Raw genomic sequence first — 15165 nt, forward strand, 5'->3', positions numbered from 1 at the left:
CCCTTCAGTCGAGCGGCTTGGCCAGCACGGCCTTGCGGTGGCTGAACGTCTCGATCGAGTAGCGCCCGTGGTAGCTGCCCATACCGCTCTCCCCCACACCGCCGAACGGCAGGTCGGAGACGGTCAGGTGGGCGAGCGGCAGGCCGTGGCCGAGGCCGCCGGAGGAGGTCTCGGCGGCGATGCGCCCGCGGGTCTCCTCGGACGCGCTGAAGACGTACAACGCGAGCGGCTTGTCGCGTTCGTTGATGAAGTCGATCGCCGCGTCCAGGCCGGGCACGGTGACGATCGGCAGGATCGGGCCGAAGATCTCCTCCCTCATCACGGGGGACTTCGGGTCGACGTCCGCGAGCACGGTCGGCGCGATGTACTTGTCCGCACGGTCGCTGCCGCCGCCGACCGCCACCCGGCCGGAGCCGAGCAGGGCGGAGAGCCGGTCGAAGTGGCGCTCGTTGACGATCCGGCCGTACTCGGGCGAGGCCTGCGGGTCGGCGCCGAAGAGGGTCTCGACGGCGCGGACCAGCGCGGCCTCCAGGGCGGCGGCGGTCTCCGGGTCGGCGAGGACGTAGTCGGGGGCGACGCAGGTCTGGCCCGCGTTCAGGAACTTGCCGCGCGCCAGCCGGTCGGCGACCACGTCGAGGTCGGTGCCGCGGTCGACGAACACCGGGGACTTGCCGCCCAGTTCGAGGGTGACCGGGGTGAGGTGCTCGGCGGCGGCGCGCATCACGATGCGGCCGACGGTGCCGTTGCCGGTGTAGAAGATGTGGTCGAAGCGCTCGGCGAGCAGGGCCGTGGTCTCCGGGATGCCGCCCTCGACCAGGGCGACGGCGTCGGTGTCGAGATGGGCGGGGATCAGCTCGGCCAGCGCGGCCGAGGTGGCCGGGGCCAGTTCGCTCGGCTTGGCCACGACCGCGTTGCCGGAGGCCAGCGCGCCGACCAGGGGGGCGAGCAGGAGCTGGGCCGGGTAGTTCCAGGGGGCGATCACGAGGACGACGCCGAGCGGGTCGTACTGCGTCCACGCCGTCGCGTCGCCGCCGAGGTGCGCCGGGACGGGCGCGGACTCCGGGCGCAGCCACTCGTCCAGGTGCTCGAGGGTGTGATCGATCTCCCGGATGGTGAAGTCGATCTCGGTGCGGTAGGCCTCGGTGCCGCTCTTGCCCAGGTCGGCATGGAGGGCGGCGGCGAGGTCCGCGCCGTTCTCCGTGAGCATCGCGCGCAGGCGCCGGAGCTGGTCGGTGCGCCACTCGACGGGCTTGGTGCGGCCGGTGCGGAAGGTGGCGCGCAGCCGGGCCACGACGTCGGCGGGCTGCTCGGGGGTGGAGTGGTTCACGGATGCCTCGCTGGTCGTGCACGGGCTGGTCGGCCCGAGCGTAGGGTCTCGCACGGTCAGATGTAAATACCAACCTTTCAGGTACCCAAGTAAATTCCGCCGACTGTGGTCGGTGACGAGGATCACGTCGTCCGGTGGTCCAGGCCCCGTCGGCACCGCTCCAGGCAGGCCCGTTCGGCCTCGCTCGCCGCCGGCTCTGCGGCTTTCGCGTACCCCGTCGCGGCCTCGGCGGGCCGGTCCAGGCGGCGCAGCAGGCCGGCGCGGACGGCATGCAGGACGTGGTGGCCGGTGAGGTCGAGGGAGTCGGCCAGCCCCAGCGCCTCGGCCGGGCCCTCGGCCTCCGCCACCGCGACCGCCCGGTCCAGCGCGACGACCGGCGACGGGCCGACGGGCCGACGGGCGACGCTGTCAGCTGGTCACACAGGCTGAGGATCCGACCCCAGTCGCTGGCGGCGGCGATCGGTGCGTCGCCGTGCACGGCGTTGATCGCCGCCTGGATCCGGTACGGCCCCGGCGGTCGCGGCGCAGGCAGCGGCGGACCAGGTCCTGGCCCTCGGCGATCAGGCCCCGGTCCCACCGGCCGCGGTCCTGCTCGGGCAGCGCCACCAGGGCGCCCTGCCTGCCGGCCGGCGCGCCTCGATCAGCATCAGGGCGAGCAGCCGGTGACCTCGGGTTCGTCCGGCATCAGCTCAGCCGGCAGCCGGCCGAGCCGTACGGCTTCCGCGCACAGGGCGGGATCGCCGGTGCAGCCCTCGTTGAAGATCCGACTGTCACCTCCTACACGAACGGGCGGAGCCCTGATCGACACCGCGCGCCACGGATCCGGAGGAAAAATCCGGCGGCGGTCTTCGGAAGAATCCTCCGCATGACCGACACCGCGCATCCGCTCGTCCTCCGCGCCCGGCGGCTCGCCGCCGACCTGCTCGCCCCCGAGGCCGAGCGGGTGGACCAGGAGGGCGTCCCCGCGAGCCACATCGAGGCGGTGAAGCGGTCCGGGCTGCTCGGCGTCGTCGCACCCGTCGCGTACGGCGGCTCGGGGGCACCGCCGGCCGTGCTGCGGGAAACCGCGGAGATTCTGGCCGGGGCGTGCTGCTCGACGTGGTTCGTGCAGACGCAGCACCACACGCCGGTGCAGACGCTGGCGAAGAGTGAACTGCCGGTACAAGAGCGCCTGTTGGGCCCTCTGGCACGCGGCGAGCTGCTGTCCGGGGTGGCGTACGCGCATCTGCGGGCGTATCCGCGCGTCCCGGTGCGGGTCCGGCGGGATGGCGGCGGCCGGCGATTCGACGGGGCCGTCCCCTGGTACACCGGATGGGGCCTGAACGACGTCATGCTGCTCGCTGGGGTGACCGAGGCTGACGAGGCCCTGTTCGCCTTCGTCGAGGCACGTGACCAGCCGGGCCTGCGGGCCTCGGCACCACTGCGCCTCGCGGCGCTCACCGCCGCCCGCACGGTGTCGCTGGAGCTGGACGGCCTGCGGGTCCCCGAGGAGGCGGTGGTCCTGCGGACGCCGTACGAGTCGTGGGCGCCCGGCGACCGGGCCAGGACGCTCAACGCCAACCCGGCGGTCTTCGGCATCGCGGAGGCGGCACTGTCCTTGCTGGACGAGGAGTCCGCCGGCCCGCTGCGCGCCCGCCTCGCCGACGTCCGCCGTCGCGCCTACGCCCTGGCCGACCACCCGGCCCCGCTCGAGCGAGTCGCGGAACGGCTGGCCGTGCGGGCCGAGGCGTACGACGTGCTGGGTACGGCCACCACGGCGGCGGTGGTGGCAGGCGGCGGCCGCGCGCTGTCCCTGACCAGCCGCGCCCAACGACTGGCCCGCGAGGGGCTGTTCCTGCTGGTGCAGGGGCAGACGGCGGAGACTCGGCAGGCGCACCTGCGGGCGCTGGCCGGGGGTTCGGCCGACGGCAGGTCGTGAAGCCGACAGCAGGGCGTGAACCGGACGCCGCTTCCGGGCGGGCACCGAGCACCGACCGGGGCAGCGGCCGGGGTATGCACGGGTGGCACTGTTCAACCACGCGGTGCCGTGACTGCGCACGAACAGGGTGCTGTGGCCCGGGGTGAGCGGGCCGGCCCGGCAGGTGTCGGAGGCCAGGACGGCGGCCGAGCAGCGCCGAGTTCGCCGAGTACGGCCGGATCGACAAGTCCGTGCACCTGCTCGCCTTGCTCGACCCGGTCGACGACACCCACCGCCGGCTGATGAACCGGCAGTTGACCGTGCAGGCGTCGCGCCACCGCCTGGCGCGCGCGATCCGCCCTGGTGGCCGGGGCCAGCTCCGCCAGGCCTACCGCAAGGGCGAGGGCGAGGGCGTCGCCCGCCTCTCTCCTCTCACGGACACGAGGTCGGCGGACCCGCCCAGGGCCTGCCGCTCGTCTCGCCCCGTGCGGGCCGGACCTCGCCGCCCGGGGAGCGACGCCGGAACGCGAGCATGCGCACGATCGGACGCCGAGGTGAAGGAGTGGATCGCCGCGGATTCGGAGGGCGGCGGGCTGACCGCGCACCGGGACGACGGTCTGTATCGGCTCCAGGAGGTCGAGCCGCCGAAGTCCAGCGCCTACTGGGTCGAGGTGATGACCTGGCCCGCACGTATCGGGGATCTGTCGGTCCGGTGTCGGCGGCTTGTCGGCGGGGTCCGGCACCTTTCCAGAGATCCTGCCGGGTGCCCGTCCGGCAGGCGTGCGACAGGCAAGGAATCACCATGAGCAACGATGTCACGATCATCGGTGCCGGGCTCGGCGGCCTCACTCTCGCCCGCGTCCTGCACGTCCACGGAATCCCGGCCACGGTCTACGAGGCGGAGTCCTCCCCGAGGGCGCGCGCGCAGGGCGGGATGCTCGACATCCACGACTACAACGGCCAGCCGGCTCTCCGGGCGGCGGGCCTGATGGACGAGTTCCGCGGCCTGATCCTGGAGGGCCGCGAGGCGAGGCGGTTCCTCGCACCGGACGGGACCGTTCTGGCCGACGTGCCCGACGACGGCACGGGCGAGCGCCCCGAGGTGCAGCGCGGCGAACTGCGGCGGATCCTGCTCGACTCGCTCCCGGCCGGCACCGTCCGGTGGGGTCACAAGGTCAGCGGTGCCCGTGCTCTGGGCGAGGGCCGTCACGAGGTGACCTTCGTCGACGGCGCCACCGTCGTCACGAGTCTGCTGGTCGGCGCGGACGGCGCATGGTCCCGGGTCCGGCCGCTGCTCTCCGACGCCACACCCGAGTACACCGGCAGGTCGTTCGTCGAGACCTACCTGTTCGACGGCGACACCCGGCACCCGGCACCCGCGAAAGCGGTCGGCGACGGGTCGCTGTTCGCGCTCGCGCCGGGCAAGGGGATCCAGGCTCACCGGGAGCGAGGCGGAACCCTCCACACCTACGTGGCGCTTTCCAGGCCGCTGGAGTGGTTCGCCGACATCGACTTCACCGATACCGCCGCGGCGACCGCGCGGATCACCGCGGAGTTCGACGGCTGGGCACCGGAGCTCACCGCGCTGATCACCGACAGCGAGACCGCTCCGGTCCTGCGCCCCCTGCACGCCCTGCCGATCGAGCACCGGTGGGACCGGGTGCCGGGGGCGACCCTGCTCGGCGACGCCGCCCACCTCGCGGCCCCGAACGGCGAAGGCGCCAACCTGGCCATGTACGACGGTGCCGAACTCGGCGAGGCCATCGCCGCGCACCCCGATGACGTCGAGACCGCGCTGAGCCGATACGAGGAGTCCATGTTCCCCCGCAGCGCCGCGGCCGCCGCCGAAGGCGCTCAGCTCAATGACCTCCTCTTCGGCGACGACGCACCCCACCGCCTGATCACCTTGTTCGAGCAGGGCCGGTGAGCCGCTCAAGGCCCGCACCGGGCCCGGAGCGGGCGGCCGCCGACATGTTTCCGGACCCGATCACCGATCTGTCCGACGGGTCGGCCCGCTTCAAGCGGGCTCGCGGACGCGACTGAGGACGGTCGGTCCGCTCTGCGGGGCGTTCTACAGTTCCCGGCCCGGTTGCCGACAGGCCAACGCCAGCGCGTCGAGGGCTTGGGGCAGGCTGGTCGGGCGGAGCATGGCGCGGCTGGGCCGGCCCGCCCAGCCGGGGCCGCCGAGCACGACCAGAGGCCGCGACCTGGCTCCCCTCACCCCCCACTCCGTGGCCGCGATGTGCTGCGCCAGCGGCAGGCTCGCCGTGGAGCGGGCCTGCGCCCACAGCACCACAGCGGCCGGGCCCAGGCGCCGTACCGCCGCCGCGAGCGCCTCCGCGGGCACGGCGGCGCCGAACATCCGTGTGGCGATGCCGAGTTGACTCAGTCCGGCATTGAGCGCCTCCAGGGGCAGGGTGTGCTGTTCGCCGGGCACGCAGGCCAGCAGGACCGGGCCCGCCGCCGTGGGACCGGCGGACGCGACGAGCGGCCGGGTGTGCCGGCGCAGGGTGGTGGAGACATGCCAGGACAGCAGGTGCTCCACCTCCACATAGCGGTCTGCGGACGTCGCCCACTTGCGGCCCACGGCATGCAGGGTGGGCACCATGACCTCCTGCCAGGCGCGGGTGAGGCCGAACCCGGCCACGGCGGCGGCCAGCCGCTCCTCCACGGTCGGCGCGTCCAGGCGGACCGCGGCGCGGGCCAGGCCACGGCACTCCTGGCGCACGCCGCCCAAGGGCGGCGCGGCGGCCGTGGTGGAGTGCGCGGGCGCGGGTCCGCCGACGGTCTCCTCGTCCTGGGCGGCCAGTGACCGGGGCGCGCCCGCGAGGGCGTCGTGCCGTGCGGCCCGGGCTGCCTCGGCGGGGGCCAGACCGGCCGAGGTCAACCGGCACATCGTCTCCAGCACGGCCACGTCCCGGGGCGACCAGCGCCGGTGCCGACCCGCCACGCGCTCGGCGGGGCCGATGCCGTAGCGGCGTTCCCAGGAGCGCAGGGTGGTGGGTGAGACTCCGAGCCGGCGCGCGAGGGCACCCGTGGTCAGGCCCGCCTCGGCCGCCCCTCCGTCCGGGGCGGCCGGGTCGGCACCGACGTGCTTTCCGTCCACACCGCGACTATACGATGCAGAATCGACGCGGTTTGAGGCCACGGATCCCGCGCTCCGAGGATGACGGCACCGTCTCATGCGAGGAGCGATCATGCAGCACCACGTCGAGGAGCCCCGCAGCGACGAGGAGCCCGAACGGAGCCTGCCGACGGGTGACGACGCCTGCCCGGCCGATCCACCGGCGCCGGTCCGCGCTCGTGTACGGCCCGGCACAGCGTTCGCTCGGCGATGCCGGGAAGGCGCAGGACGTCGCCCAGCAGGTGTTCCTCGGGGTGTGGCGAGCCCTGCACGGATACCGGCCCGAGCGCGGTCCGCCGGCCGGCCGGCCGGCCGGATCGCCTGCATCACCCGGCGCCCAATCGCCGACGCCCTGACCGCGCGGACCCGGCGGGCGTCCCTGGTCACGGCCGCAGGCTCGGCCCTCGTACGCACCGGCACCACCGAGCCGGGCCCCGAGGCGACGCCGGACCGCCTCCTCGTCCGGCACATACTGGCCAACTGCCCGCGCCGCAGCGGGAGGTCCTGCGCCCGGCCTCCTGTGAGGACCTCCCCCAGGCCCGGATCACCGCACGCACGGGGTGGCCCCTCGGCACCGTGAAGAGCCACGCCCGGCGCGGCCTGGACCGTCTCCGGCGCCTGCTCGGTCCGGTCCAGGCGGGAGCCTTCGATGCGGAAACAGTGCGGTTTCCCGGAGATCGCCGCTGAGACGCCGCTCCCTCCCCTCCGTCGGCCCCCGGAGAGAGTCGGCGCTCTTCGGGGGCTCTCCTCCCTGCCGGACCGCACGGTCAAAGGGGCGCACCGACCTCTACACATAAAGGGCGAATAAGAGGAAACTAGGTACGCGGCGCTTACCACACACCGCACCAGAGGCGGTCAGGCCCGCAAGTCACGAAGGAGACGAGTCATGGCCAACGTCTCGCACAGGGGCGATATGACGACTCACCCTGATATCTCCGAGATGCGGGCGCGCTACGCCCGCATGCTCGGTGGTCGTGATGTGGCGCTGGTGGACGGGCCGGTGTTCCTGCTCGGCCTGTACTGCGCGGCATCTCCGTGGATCCTGCACTACACGACAAGCCAGCCGGCGCTCGCCACACACAACCTGATCGTGGGCATCGCCATAGGCCTGCTGGCCCTGGGGTTCACCTCGGCCCCCGAGCGGATGTACGGCCTCAGCTGGGCCATCTGCGCCATGGGTGTCTGGATGATCATCGCGCCGTGGATCGTGGGCAGCAGCCCGGACACCGGCGTGATCCTCAACAACATCATCATCGGCGCTCTGGCCATCGTTCTCGGCCTGATGTGCGCCGGTACGGCTGCGAAGAGCGTCCCCAAGCCATAAGGACAGGACACGAGGAAGGGAGGACCACGTCGAAGGAAGTGAAGGCCACGAAAGGAAGACGGGGCCGGTCCGCCCGGGCGGACCGGCCTCCGTGTGCCCTTGGCGGCAAGCCAGTTCAGGGCGTGCACCAGGGCTCGGTCGGCAGCGAGTTCACCGAGGTCGTCTCTCCCGGGCAGACGCCCGAGCACGCGCCGCCTCCCCGGCGGAGACATGTCCGGCCGGGGAGGCGTCACGGATGGTGGTGACTTCGGTGCAGCGCGCGGCTGTTGGAGTCAGGCCCCCGCCGGCTGACCGTCCGGCACCGGTGCGGGGGACAGGTACTCCTCGCTGATCTCCCGCGCCCCGAACGGCCACACCTTCTCCAGCCGCGCCCAGATCAGGAAGGCCACGCAGCCGAGGGCGAGCCAGCCCAGGGACCACTCGATGGGGTGACGACCCGGGGAGTTCCTGTCGGCGTACCCGTAGATCACGCACCAGCCGGCGAAGGCGATGATGCCGGGCAGCGGGTAGAGCCACATCCGGTACGGGCGGCGCAGGGCCGGCTGCCGCTCGCGCAGGACGGAGAGCGCGACGATCTGGGCCAGCGCCTGGACGAGAACCATCACCGTGGTGAGCAACTGGATCAGCGTGGCGAGGTCGGTGTGGCGGCCGATCAGGAAGCCGACCGCGGTGATCACGCCCATGGTCGCCAGGCCCAGCATCGGGAAGCGGTGCTTCGGATGCAGCTTCTCGTACGGGCGGAAGAAGACCCGGTCGCGGGCCGCGTCGTAGGGGACGCGGGAGCCGCCGAGCAGGCCGGTGAAGACCGAGGCGAAGGCCGTGATCAGGATGAGGACGGTCACCGTGTCGGCGGCACCCTTGCCCCAGGTCTCCTCCAGCACCGCCGAGGCGACCGAGGTGGAGGCGATGTCCTTCGGGTCGGTCATGCGGTGCCAGTCGAGGACGCCGAGCGTGCCGATCTGCAGGAGCAGGTAGATCGCCATGATGCCGAGGATCGAGAAGAGGATGGAGCGCGGCAGGATGCGGCCGGGGTCCTTGATCTCGGCGCCCATGTAGGCGGTGGTGTTGTAGCCGAGGTAGTCGTAGATGCCGATGGTCAGGCCCGCGGCGAACCCGAGCCAGAAATGGTTCGAGGTGAGGTCGAAGGCGTGCGCCGGGTAGGTGAACGCCCGGTGCGGGCTGAAGTCAGTGGCCGCGGCGACGATCACCAGGAGGACCGAGGCGATCATCACGGTCCACATCACGGCGGTGATGCGGGCGATGTGCTCGATACCGCGCCACAGCAGGAGGACGACGAGGGCGATGACGCCGAGGCCGATCAGGTCGCCCGAGGTCCGGCCGAGGTCGGGGGCGAGATAGCCCAGGTACTGGACGAAGCCGACCACGCCGGTGGACATGATCAGCGGGATGAAGAGCATCGCCGTCCACACGAACAGGAACGGCATCAGCCGTCCGGTGCGGTACTGGAAGGCCTGGCGGAGGTAGACGTAACTGCCGCCGGAGCCGGGCATGGCGGCGCCCAGCTCGGCCCACACCAGGCCGTCGCAGAGCGCCAGCAGGGCGCCCGCGACGAATCCGATGACCGCCTGGGGGCCGCCGAACGCCGCGACCATCAGCGGGATCGTCACGAACGGGCCGATGCCGCACATCTGGCTCATGTTGATGGCCGTGGCCTGGAACAGGCCGACACGGCGGACGAAGCCACCCGAGGGTGGCGGGCTACCGGACATGGGGGCTCCTGACGCGAGGCACGGAGAGGGGGTCTGCCGGAGGAGGCGGGATGGCCGATAAAGTTAAGGAGCCTTACTAGATACGTCAAGCATGCGTCAGTAATGCGTGAGAATGGTGCGATGCCCGCCAGCGACGCCGCAGCACAGCACGAACAGCCCTGGAGCCGTCGGCGGCTGCGCAGCGCCAACGAGCGGCTGCTCCTCGACCGGCTGCGCCACCACGGCGCCGCCTCGCGTGCCCAGCTGGCCCGGGAGACCGGCCTGTCCAAGCCGACGGTCTCCAGTGCGCTCGCCTCGCTGGAAACGGCCGGACTGGTGCACCAGGTCGGCACCCATGCCCCCGAGCGCGGGCGCGTCGCCGTCCTGTACGCACCCGACCCGGCCGCCGGTTACGCGCTCGGCGTCGACATAGGCCGCAGCTGGCTGCGGGTCGCACTGGCCGACCTGGACGGCACGGTGGTCGCCCGGTCCGATGTGCGCAACCCCGCCCGCGGCGCGGACGCCCTCGCCGACCTGGTCGTGGGCACCGCCCGCCAGGTCGTCGCGAACTCCGGGGTGAACCCGGCGGAGGTGGTGCACGGCGTGGTGGGCACGCCCGGGGTCTACGACGAGAAGCAGCGGCGGGTGCGGTACGCGATGCATCTGCCGGGGTGGGGCCGGGCGGGGCTGCTGGACCGCCTGCGCGGGGAGCTGGGCATACCGCTGGAGGTGCACAACGACGCCAACCTGGCCGCCCTCGGCGAGTACACGTACGGGGTCGGCGCGGGCAGCCGGCTGTTCGCGTACATCCTGATCGGCACCGGTCTCGGTATGGGTGTCGTCAGCGAGGGTCGGCTGTTCACGGGAGCGCACGGGCTGGCCGGGGAGATCGGCTTCCTGCCGTGGCCCGGCCGGCAGAAGCCGGAGCGGCTGGAGGACGCGGTGTCGGGGGTGGCCGTCGTGGAGGCCGCGCGGCACTTCGGGATGCGCGGGCAGCTCACGGCGAAGGCCGTGTTCGACGCGGCCCGGCAGGGCAACACGGCCGCGATGCAGGCGGTGGAGCTGGAGGGCGAGCGGATCGCGCACACCGTGGCGGCCGCGGCCGCGGTGCTCGACCCGGACCTCGTCGTGCTCGGCGGCGGAGTGGGCCACAGCGTGGACCTGCTGCTGCGGCCGGTGCGGGAGCATCTGCGCACGCTCACTCCGCTGCGGCCCAAGCTCGCACCCAGCCGACTGGGTGAGGACGCGGTCCTGTTGGGCGCGGTGGCGACGGCTCTGGGCACGGCGCGGGAGATGGTGTTCGAGCACAGGACGTCCGGGCTCTGAGCATCTGCCGCGGCGGCCACGATGATTGACACCGCACACCCGGCGCCCTAGCTTGAGGCAGGTTAGTAAAGTTTCCTAACTTTACGATGCCTGGAGACCGCCGTGTTCCCTCGCCCCGCCCGCAGACACCGCCTCGCCACGGCCGCAGTGGCCCTGGGTCTGCTCTGCTCGCTGTCCACAAGTGCCTGGGCCGGGTCCCGGGATCCAGCCCCGGCGCACCGGCACGCCCGGGTCACGCACGTCCCCTCCGCCGCCGGAAGCAGCACCCCGCTGTCCGGCTACGCGATCCAGTCGACGGCGAAGGTCGGCGACTCCGCGGAGGCCGTCTCCTCCCCCGGCTACCCGGCGACCGGCTGGTATCCGGCGGGCCCGCGCTCGACGGTCCTCGCGGCGCTGCTCGCGAACGGCCGCTACGCGGACCCGTTCCACTCCACCAACCAGGACAAGATCCCCAGGGCCGACTTCAAGGTCCCGTGGTGGTACCGGGCCGACTTCACGGTCGCCGACACCACCGAGCGCACCCATCTCGACTTCAGCGGCGTGATCTCGGCGGCCGACGTCTATGTGAACGGCCGTCAGGTGGCCCGGGCCGCCGACGTCACCGGCGCCTACACCCACCACGAGCTGGACATCTCCTCGCTGGTGAAGTCCGGCACGAACACGGTCGCCTTCCGTGTCCAGCCCAACGAGCCCAACAAGAACCTCACCATGGGCTGGATCGACTGGCTCCAGCCGCCGCCCGACCGGAACATGGGCATCGTCCGTGACGTCCTGGTCCGCCGGGGCGGCCCGGTCGCGCTGCGCGACGCACACGTGGTGACCAAGCTCGCCGTGCCGTCGCTGGCCACCGCCGATCTGACCGTCAAGGCGCAGGCCCGCAACGACTCCGGGACGGCGGTCACGGCCGAGATCTCCGGCACCGTCGCCGGGACGGCCTTCACCAGGTCCGTGCCGCTCGCCGCGCACGAGACGAAGACCGTCGCCTTCTCCCCCGCCGATGTCCCGGGACTCCACCTCAGTTCCCCGAGGGTGTGGTGGCCTGCCGGTATGGGCGGCCAGCCGCTGTACGACCTGGACCTCACCGCGTCCGTGTCCGGCACGGCCTCGGACACCGCCCACGAGAGTTTCGGCATCCGCGACGTGCAGGCGCCCCTGAACTCCGACGGCGCCCGCCAGTACCGGATCAACGGCCGCAAGCTGCTGATCAGGGGCGGCGGCTGGTCGCCGGACGAGTTCCTGCGCTGGGACACCGCCTACGTCGAGGACCGGCTGAAGTACGCCCTCGACCTCGGGCTGAACACCATCCGCCTGGAAGGCCACATCGAGCCGGACGAGTTCTTCGGCCTCGCCGACCGCTACGGCGTGCTCACGCTGCCGGGCTGGGAGTGCTGCGACAAGTGGGAGGGCCAGGTCAACGGCAGTGGCGAGACCGGCGACGAGTGGACCGCCGCCGACTACCCGATCGCCAAGGCATCGATGGCCGCCGAGGCCGCCCGGCTGCGCGACCACCCGAGCGTGATCTCCTTCCTGATCGGCAGCGACTACGCGCCCGACGCGACCATCGAGAAGAACTACCTGGACGCCTTGAAGGCAGCCGACTGGCCGAACCCGGTGGTCTCCTCGGCCTCCGACAGGTCCTCGCCCCAGCTGGGCAGTTCGGGCATGAAGATGTCCGGGCCCTACGACTGGATCCCCCCGAACTACTGGTACGCCAAGCGCGAGGGCGGGGCCACCGGCTTCAACTCCGAGACCAGCGCTGGCCCCGACATCCCCACGCTCGAGACCCTGCGCCGGATGATGACGCCCGCCGAACTCGACACCCTCTGGAAGAACCCGGACACCAGGCAGTACCACCGTTCGCCCTCGCCTGTGTTCGGCACCCTCAAGATCTACGACGCCGCCCTCACCGGCCGCTACGGCGCCCCGACCGGCCTCGCCGACTACGTGCGCAAGGCGCAGCTCGCCCAGTACGAGAACGTGCGCGCCCAGTACGAGGCCTACGCGCGCAACGCGACGGACTCGAGCAAGCCCGCCACCGGGATGATCTACTGGATGTTCAACAGTGGCTGGACCTCGCTGCACTGGCAGCTGATGGACCGTTATCTGGACCAGGGCGGTGCCTACTTCGGCGCCAAGAAGGCGAACGAGCCGCTGCACGTCCAGTACTCCTACGACGACCGCTCGGTCGTCGTCGTGAACAACCGGCACACCTCGGCCGGTGGACTCACCGCGCGAGCCACGCTGTTCAACCCCGACGGCACACAGAAGTACGACAAGACCGTGACCGGGATGACGGTGAACGGCGACGGTGCGCACGGCACCGCGCTCACCCTGCCCGCGTCGGTGAGCGGCCTGTCGTCCACGTACCTGCTGCGGCTGACGCTGACCGGCGCGGACGGCAGGGAGGTGAGCCGGAACGTCTACTGGCTCTCCACCAAGGCCGACCGGCTCGACTGGGCGAAGACCACCTGGTACTACACGCCGACGACCGGCTACGCCGACCTGAAGGGGCTCGCCTCGATGGCGCAGGCGCCGGTGTCGGCCACGGCCTCGACCGAGTCGTCCGGCGGTACGTCGACCACGACGGTGACCCTGCGCAACGTGGGCAGCGGCCGGACCCCGTCGCTGTTCACGGACGTCCACCTGGTCGACGCCCAGGGGAAGGCGGTGCTGCCGGTGCGGTGGTCGGACAACGAGGTCGGTCTGTGGCCGGGCGAGTCGGTGACGCTGACCGCGACCTACCGGACCGCCGACCTGCACGGTTCGGCGCCGGGCGTGCGGGTCTCCGGCTGGAACACGCCCGAGCAGACGGTCCCGGCCGCCTGACGTGCGGGGGTGGGCCGGACGTCCCACCCCCGCACGGCTCAGCTGACGTTGAGCGCGGTGTCGTCCACGACGAACGACGTCTGGAGCTTGGAGCCCTCGGTGCCGGTGAACTTGAGGGTGACGGTCTGCCCGGCGTAGCTGCTCAGGTTGAAGCTGCGCTGGGTGTAGCCGGAGGCGGCGTTGAGGTTCGAGTACGTCGCCAGGGTGCCGAGCACGGTGCCGGAGCTGTTGAGGACCTGGACCTTCAGGGTGTCGTAGGCCGTGGTGGTCGTGGTCTCCGCGGTGTCGATGTGGAGATAGAAGCCGAGCGTGGCCGTCGTGCAGGCGGACGGGATGGTCACCGACTGGGAGAGCGTGTCGGTGGTCGCGGTCGCGGTGCCGTCGAGCCAGGCGTAGTACGAGCCGGAACGGGCGGACTCGCCGCTGGAGTTGGTGATGACGCCGCTGGTGGCGCTCCAGGTGGAGTTGCCGGACTCGAAGCCGTTGTTGCCGAGGAGCTGGGCGGCGGTGCAGGTGCCGGTGCCGCCACCTCCACCGCTGGTGCCCGCGCCGGCCAGCCAGGCGGTGGCGTTGAGGGCGAGGGCCGCGTTGGTGGCGCCGGAGTCGTTCCAGCCGTCGTACAGGGTGTTGCCGGACTGGCCGGTGCCGTCGTCGATCGGCGAGCTGTCGCCCCAGAAGGCGACGCGGCCGCTGCCGAAGGTGGACGTCAGGAAGAAGGCGCCGGTGTTGCCGGAGTAACCGGTGCGGTAGAGCAGGCCCTTGACGCTGGAGTTGTCGGCGGGCTTGAGCGTGGCGGTGGTGCCGCTGGCGATCAGGCTCTTGGTGACGGTGCCGAAGGAGCCGTGCAGGACCGGGTCGGTGCTGTCGCTGATCGCCGGCGGGTAGTCGGAGCTGATGCTCAGCGAGTCGATGGAGAAGCCGAACGGGTCGGTGGAGTCGACGCTGTTGTTCGTCATCAGGTCGTTGAGGATCTCGACCGCGTCGTAGCCGTCGTTGTTGCGGTCGGCTCCGGTGTGGTCGGAGATCATGAACAGGCCGCCGCCGTTCTTCACGAAGTTCATGATCGCCGTCTTCTCGGCGGTCGTGAACATCGTGTTGGGCTCGGGCAGGACCAGCGTGTCGAAGTTCGACAGGTCGGTGCTCGACGAGCCGCCGTAGCTGAGGCTGGAGCCCGAGGCCAGCGTCTTCAGGCTGTAGCTGCCGGTCTTCTGCAGGTCGACGCCCCAGGAGGACAGGGCGCCGGTCCAGTCCGTCTCGGCCGACGGGGAGGAGTCCTGACCGAGCGGGTCGGGCTGGCTGGTGGAGATGATCCAGTCCGCGTTGCCGGCCGTCTCGGCATGGGCGTTGTCGAACAGGATCCGGTGCGTGGTGGCCGCGTGGGCGGGGGTGGCGCTGGTGCCGACCTGCAGGGCTGCGGACGTGACGAGCAGCCCGAGTCCGGCCAGGGCGGTGGTGAATCTGCGGCGGGATCTTGTCGATCCGAGCATCCGGCGAACCTCCATGAGGGGTGGGGAGAGGCGGTGGGGCGCCAAGTCTGCGCGCGTAGAACCCGCTTGAGGGTTCTACACGCGTCGATTGGTTGAAAGGTACATGGCATGACGGCTCGGTGAACAGAAAGTCCCGGCAAATGAG

General features: G+C 71.8%; 11 protein-coding genes and 2 pseudogenes. 8 read left to right on the forward strand and 5 right to left on the reverse strand.

Going from position 1 to position 15165, the window contains the following annotated elements:
• Positions 1-4: 4 nt before the first annotated feature.
• Positions 5-1327, reverse strand: coding sequence for an aldehyde dehydrogenase family protein (locus ACWC5O_RS17675; protein ID WP_450587592.1), 1323 nt, complete (start codon positions 1325-1327; stop codon positions 5-7).
• A 122-nt stretch (positions 1328-1449) separates the two neighbouring features.
• Positions 1450-2090 (reverse strand): annotated as a pseudogene (locus ACWC5O_RS17680) (DUF6596 domain-containing protein); the annotation flags it as partial.
• Between the two features lie 102 nt (positions 2091-2192).
• Between ACWC5O_RS17680 and ACWC5O_RS17685 the strand changes: the two are divergent.
• The 3 genes and pseudogenes from ACWC5O_RS17685 to ACWC5O_RS17695 all read left to right on the forward strand — a co-directional run bounded on the left by ACWC5O_RS17685 (position 2193) and on the right by ACWC5O_RS17695 (position 5151).
• Positions 2193-3245, forward strand: a complete 1053-nt coding sequence (locus tag ACWC5O_RS17685) for an acyl-CoA dehydrogenase family protein (RefSeq protein WP_450587594.1) — start codon at positions 2193-2195, stop codon at positions 3243-3245.
• A 185-nt stretch (positions 3246-3430) separates the two neighbouring features.
• A pseudogene (locus ACWC5O_RS17690) lies at positions 3431-3649 on the forward strand (Tn3 family transposase); the annotation flags it as partial.
• A 377-nt stretch (positions 3650-4026) separates the two neighbouring features.
• Positions 4027-5151, forward strand: coding sequence for an FAD-dependent oxidoreductase (locus ACWC5O_RS17695; RefSeq protein WP_450587595.1), 1125 nt, complete (start codon positions 4027-4029; stop codon positions 5149-5151).
• A 144-nt stretch (positions 5152-5295) separates the two neighbouring features.
• Here ACWC5O_RS17695 and ACWC5O_RS17700 read toward each other — a convergent pair whose 3' ends face one another.
• On the reverse strand, positions 5296-6330 hold the full coding sequence (locus ACWC5O_RS17700) for a MerR family transcriptional regulator (RefSeq protein ID WP_450587596.1): 1035 nt from the start codon (positions 6328-6330) through the stop codon (positions 5296-5298).
• A gap of 14 nt (positions 6331-6344) precedes the next feature.
• On the opposite strand from ACWC5O_RS17700, the gene ACWC5O_RS17705 reads away from it, so the two are divergent.
• From ACWC5O_RS17705 to ACWC5O_RS17715, 3 genes are all read left to right on the forward strand, one after another.
• Positions 6345-6704, forward strand: a complete 360-nt coding sequence (locus tag ACWC5O_RS17705) for a sigma factor (RefSeq protein ID WP_450587598.1) — start codon at positions 6345-6347, stop codon at positions 6702-6704.
• 148 nt (positions 6705-6852) lie between these two features.
• Entirely contained in the window at positions 6853-7035 is a 183-nt protein-coding gene (locus tag ACWC5O_RS17710) for a hypothetical protein (RefSeq protein WP_450587745.1), read from the forward strand.
• A 199-nt stretch (positions 7036-7234) separates the two neighbouring features.
• Positions 7235-7672 (forward strand): SPW repeat protein, encoded by a 438-nt coding sequence (locus ACWC5O_RS17715; protein WP_450587600.1) that lies wholly within the window; start codon positions 7235-7237, stop codon positions 7670-7672.
• 272 nt (positions 7673-7944) lie between these two features.
• On the opposite strand, the gene ACWC5O_RS17720 is transcribed toward ACWC5O_RS17715, so the two are convergent.
• Positions 7945-9402, reverse strand: coding sequence for an APC family permease (locus ACWC5O_RS17720; RefSeq protein WP_450587602.1), 1458 nt, complete (start codon positions 9400-9402; stop codon positions 7945-7947).
• A 120-nt stretch (positions 9403-9522) separates the two neighbouring features.
• On the opposite strand from ACWC5O_RS17720, the gene ACWC5O_RS17725 reads away from it, so the two are divergent.
• Positions 9523-10707 carry an ROK family protein gene (locus ACWC5O_RS17725; RefSeq protein ID WP_450587604.1) on the forward strand — a complete coding sequence of 395 codons (1185 nt, stop codon included), beginning with the start codon at positions 9523-9525 and terminating at the stop codon, positions 10705-10707.
• Positions 10708-10809: 102 nt separating this feature from the next.
• The gene (locus ACWC5O_RS17730; protein WP_450587605.1) at positions 10810-13533 is read left to right on the forward strand and encodes a glycoside hydrolase family 2 protein; all 2724 of its coding nucleotides are present in this window, start codon (positions 10810-10812) and stop codon (positions 13531-13533) included.
• A 38-nt stretch (positions 13534-13571) separates the two neighbouring features.
• Here ACWC5O_RS17730 and ACWC5O_RS17735 read toward each other — a convergent pair whose 3' ends face one another.
• Positions 13572-15020 carry a hydrolase gene (locus tag ACWC5O_RS17735; RefSeq protein ID WP_450587606.1) on the reverse strand — a complete coding sequence of 483 codons (1449 nt, stop codon included), beginning with the start codon at positions 15018-15020 and terminating at the stop codon, positions 13572-13574.
• Positions 15021-15165 lie beyond the last annotated feature (145 nt).

The organism is Streptomyces sp. NPDC001450 (assembly GCF_053597295.1).

Excerpts from the sequence above, each read along its gene's own strand:
- ACWC5O_RS17725 (WP_450587604.1), top strand. The coding sequence starts at position 9,523 with ATGCCCGCCAGCGACGCCGCAGCACAGCACGAACAGCCCTGGAGCCGT.
- ACWC5O_RS17685 (WP_450587594.1), top strand. The coding sequence starts at position 2,193 with ATGACCGACACCGCGCATCCGCTCGTCCTCCGCGCCCGGCGGCTCGCC.
- ACWC5O_RS17705 (WP_450587598.1), top strand. The coding sequence starts at position 6,345 with ATGCAGAATCGACGCGGTTTGAGGCCACGGATCCCGCGCTCCGAGGAT.
- ACWC5O_RS17695 (WP_450587595.1), top strand. The coding sequence starts at position 4,027 with ATGAGCAACGATGTCACGATCATCGGTGCCGGGCTCGGCGGCCTCACT.
- ACWC5O_RS17735 (WP_450587606.1), bottom strand. The coding sequence starts at position 15,020 with ATGCTCGGATCGACAAGATCCCGCCGCAGATTCACCACCGCCCTGGCC.
- ACWC5O_RS17715 (WP_450587600.1), top strand. The coding sequence starts at position 7,235 with ATGGCCAACGTCTCGCACAGGGGCGATATGACGACTCACCCTGATATC.
- ACWC5O_RS17720 (WP_450587602.1), bottom strand. The coding sequence starts at position 9,402 with ATGTCCGGTAGCCCGCCACCCTCGGGTGGCTTCGTCCGCCGTGTCGGC.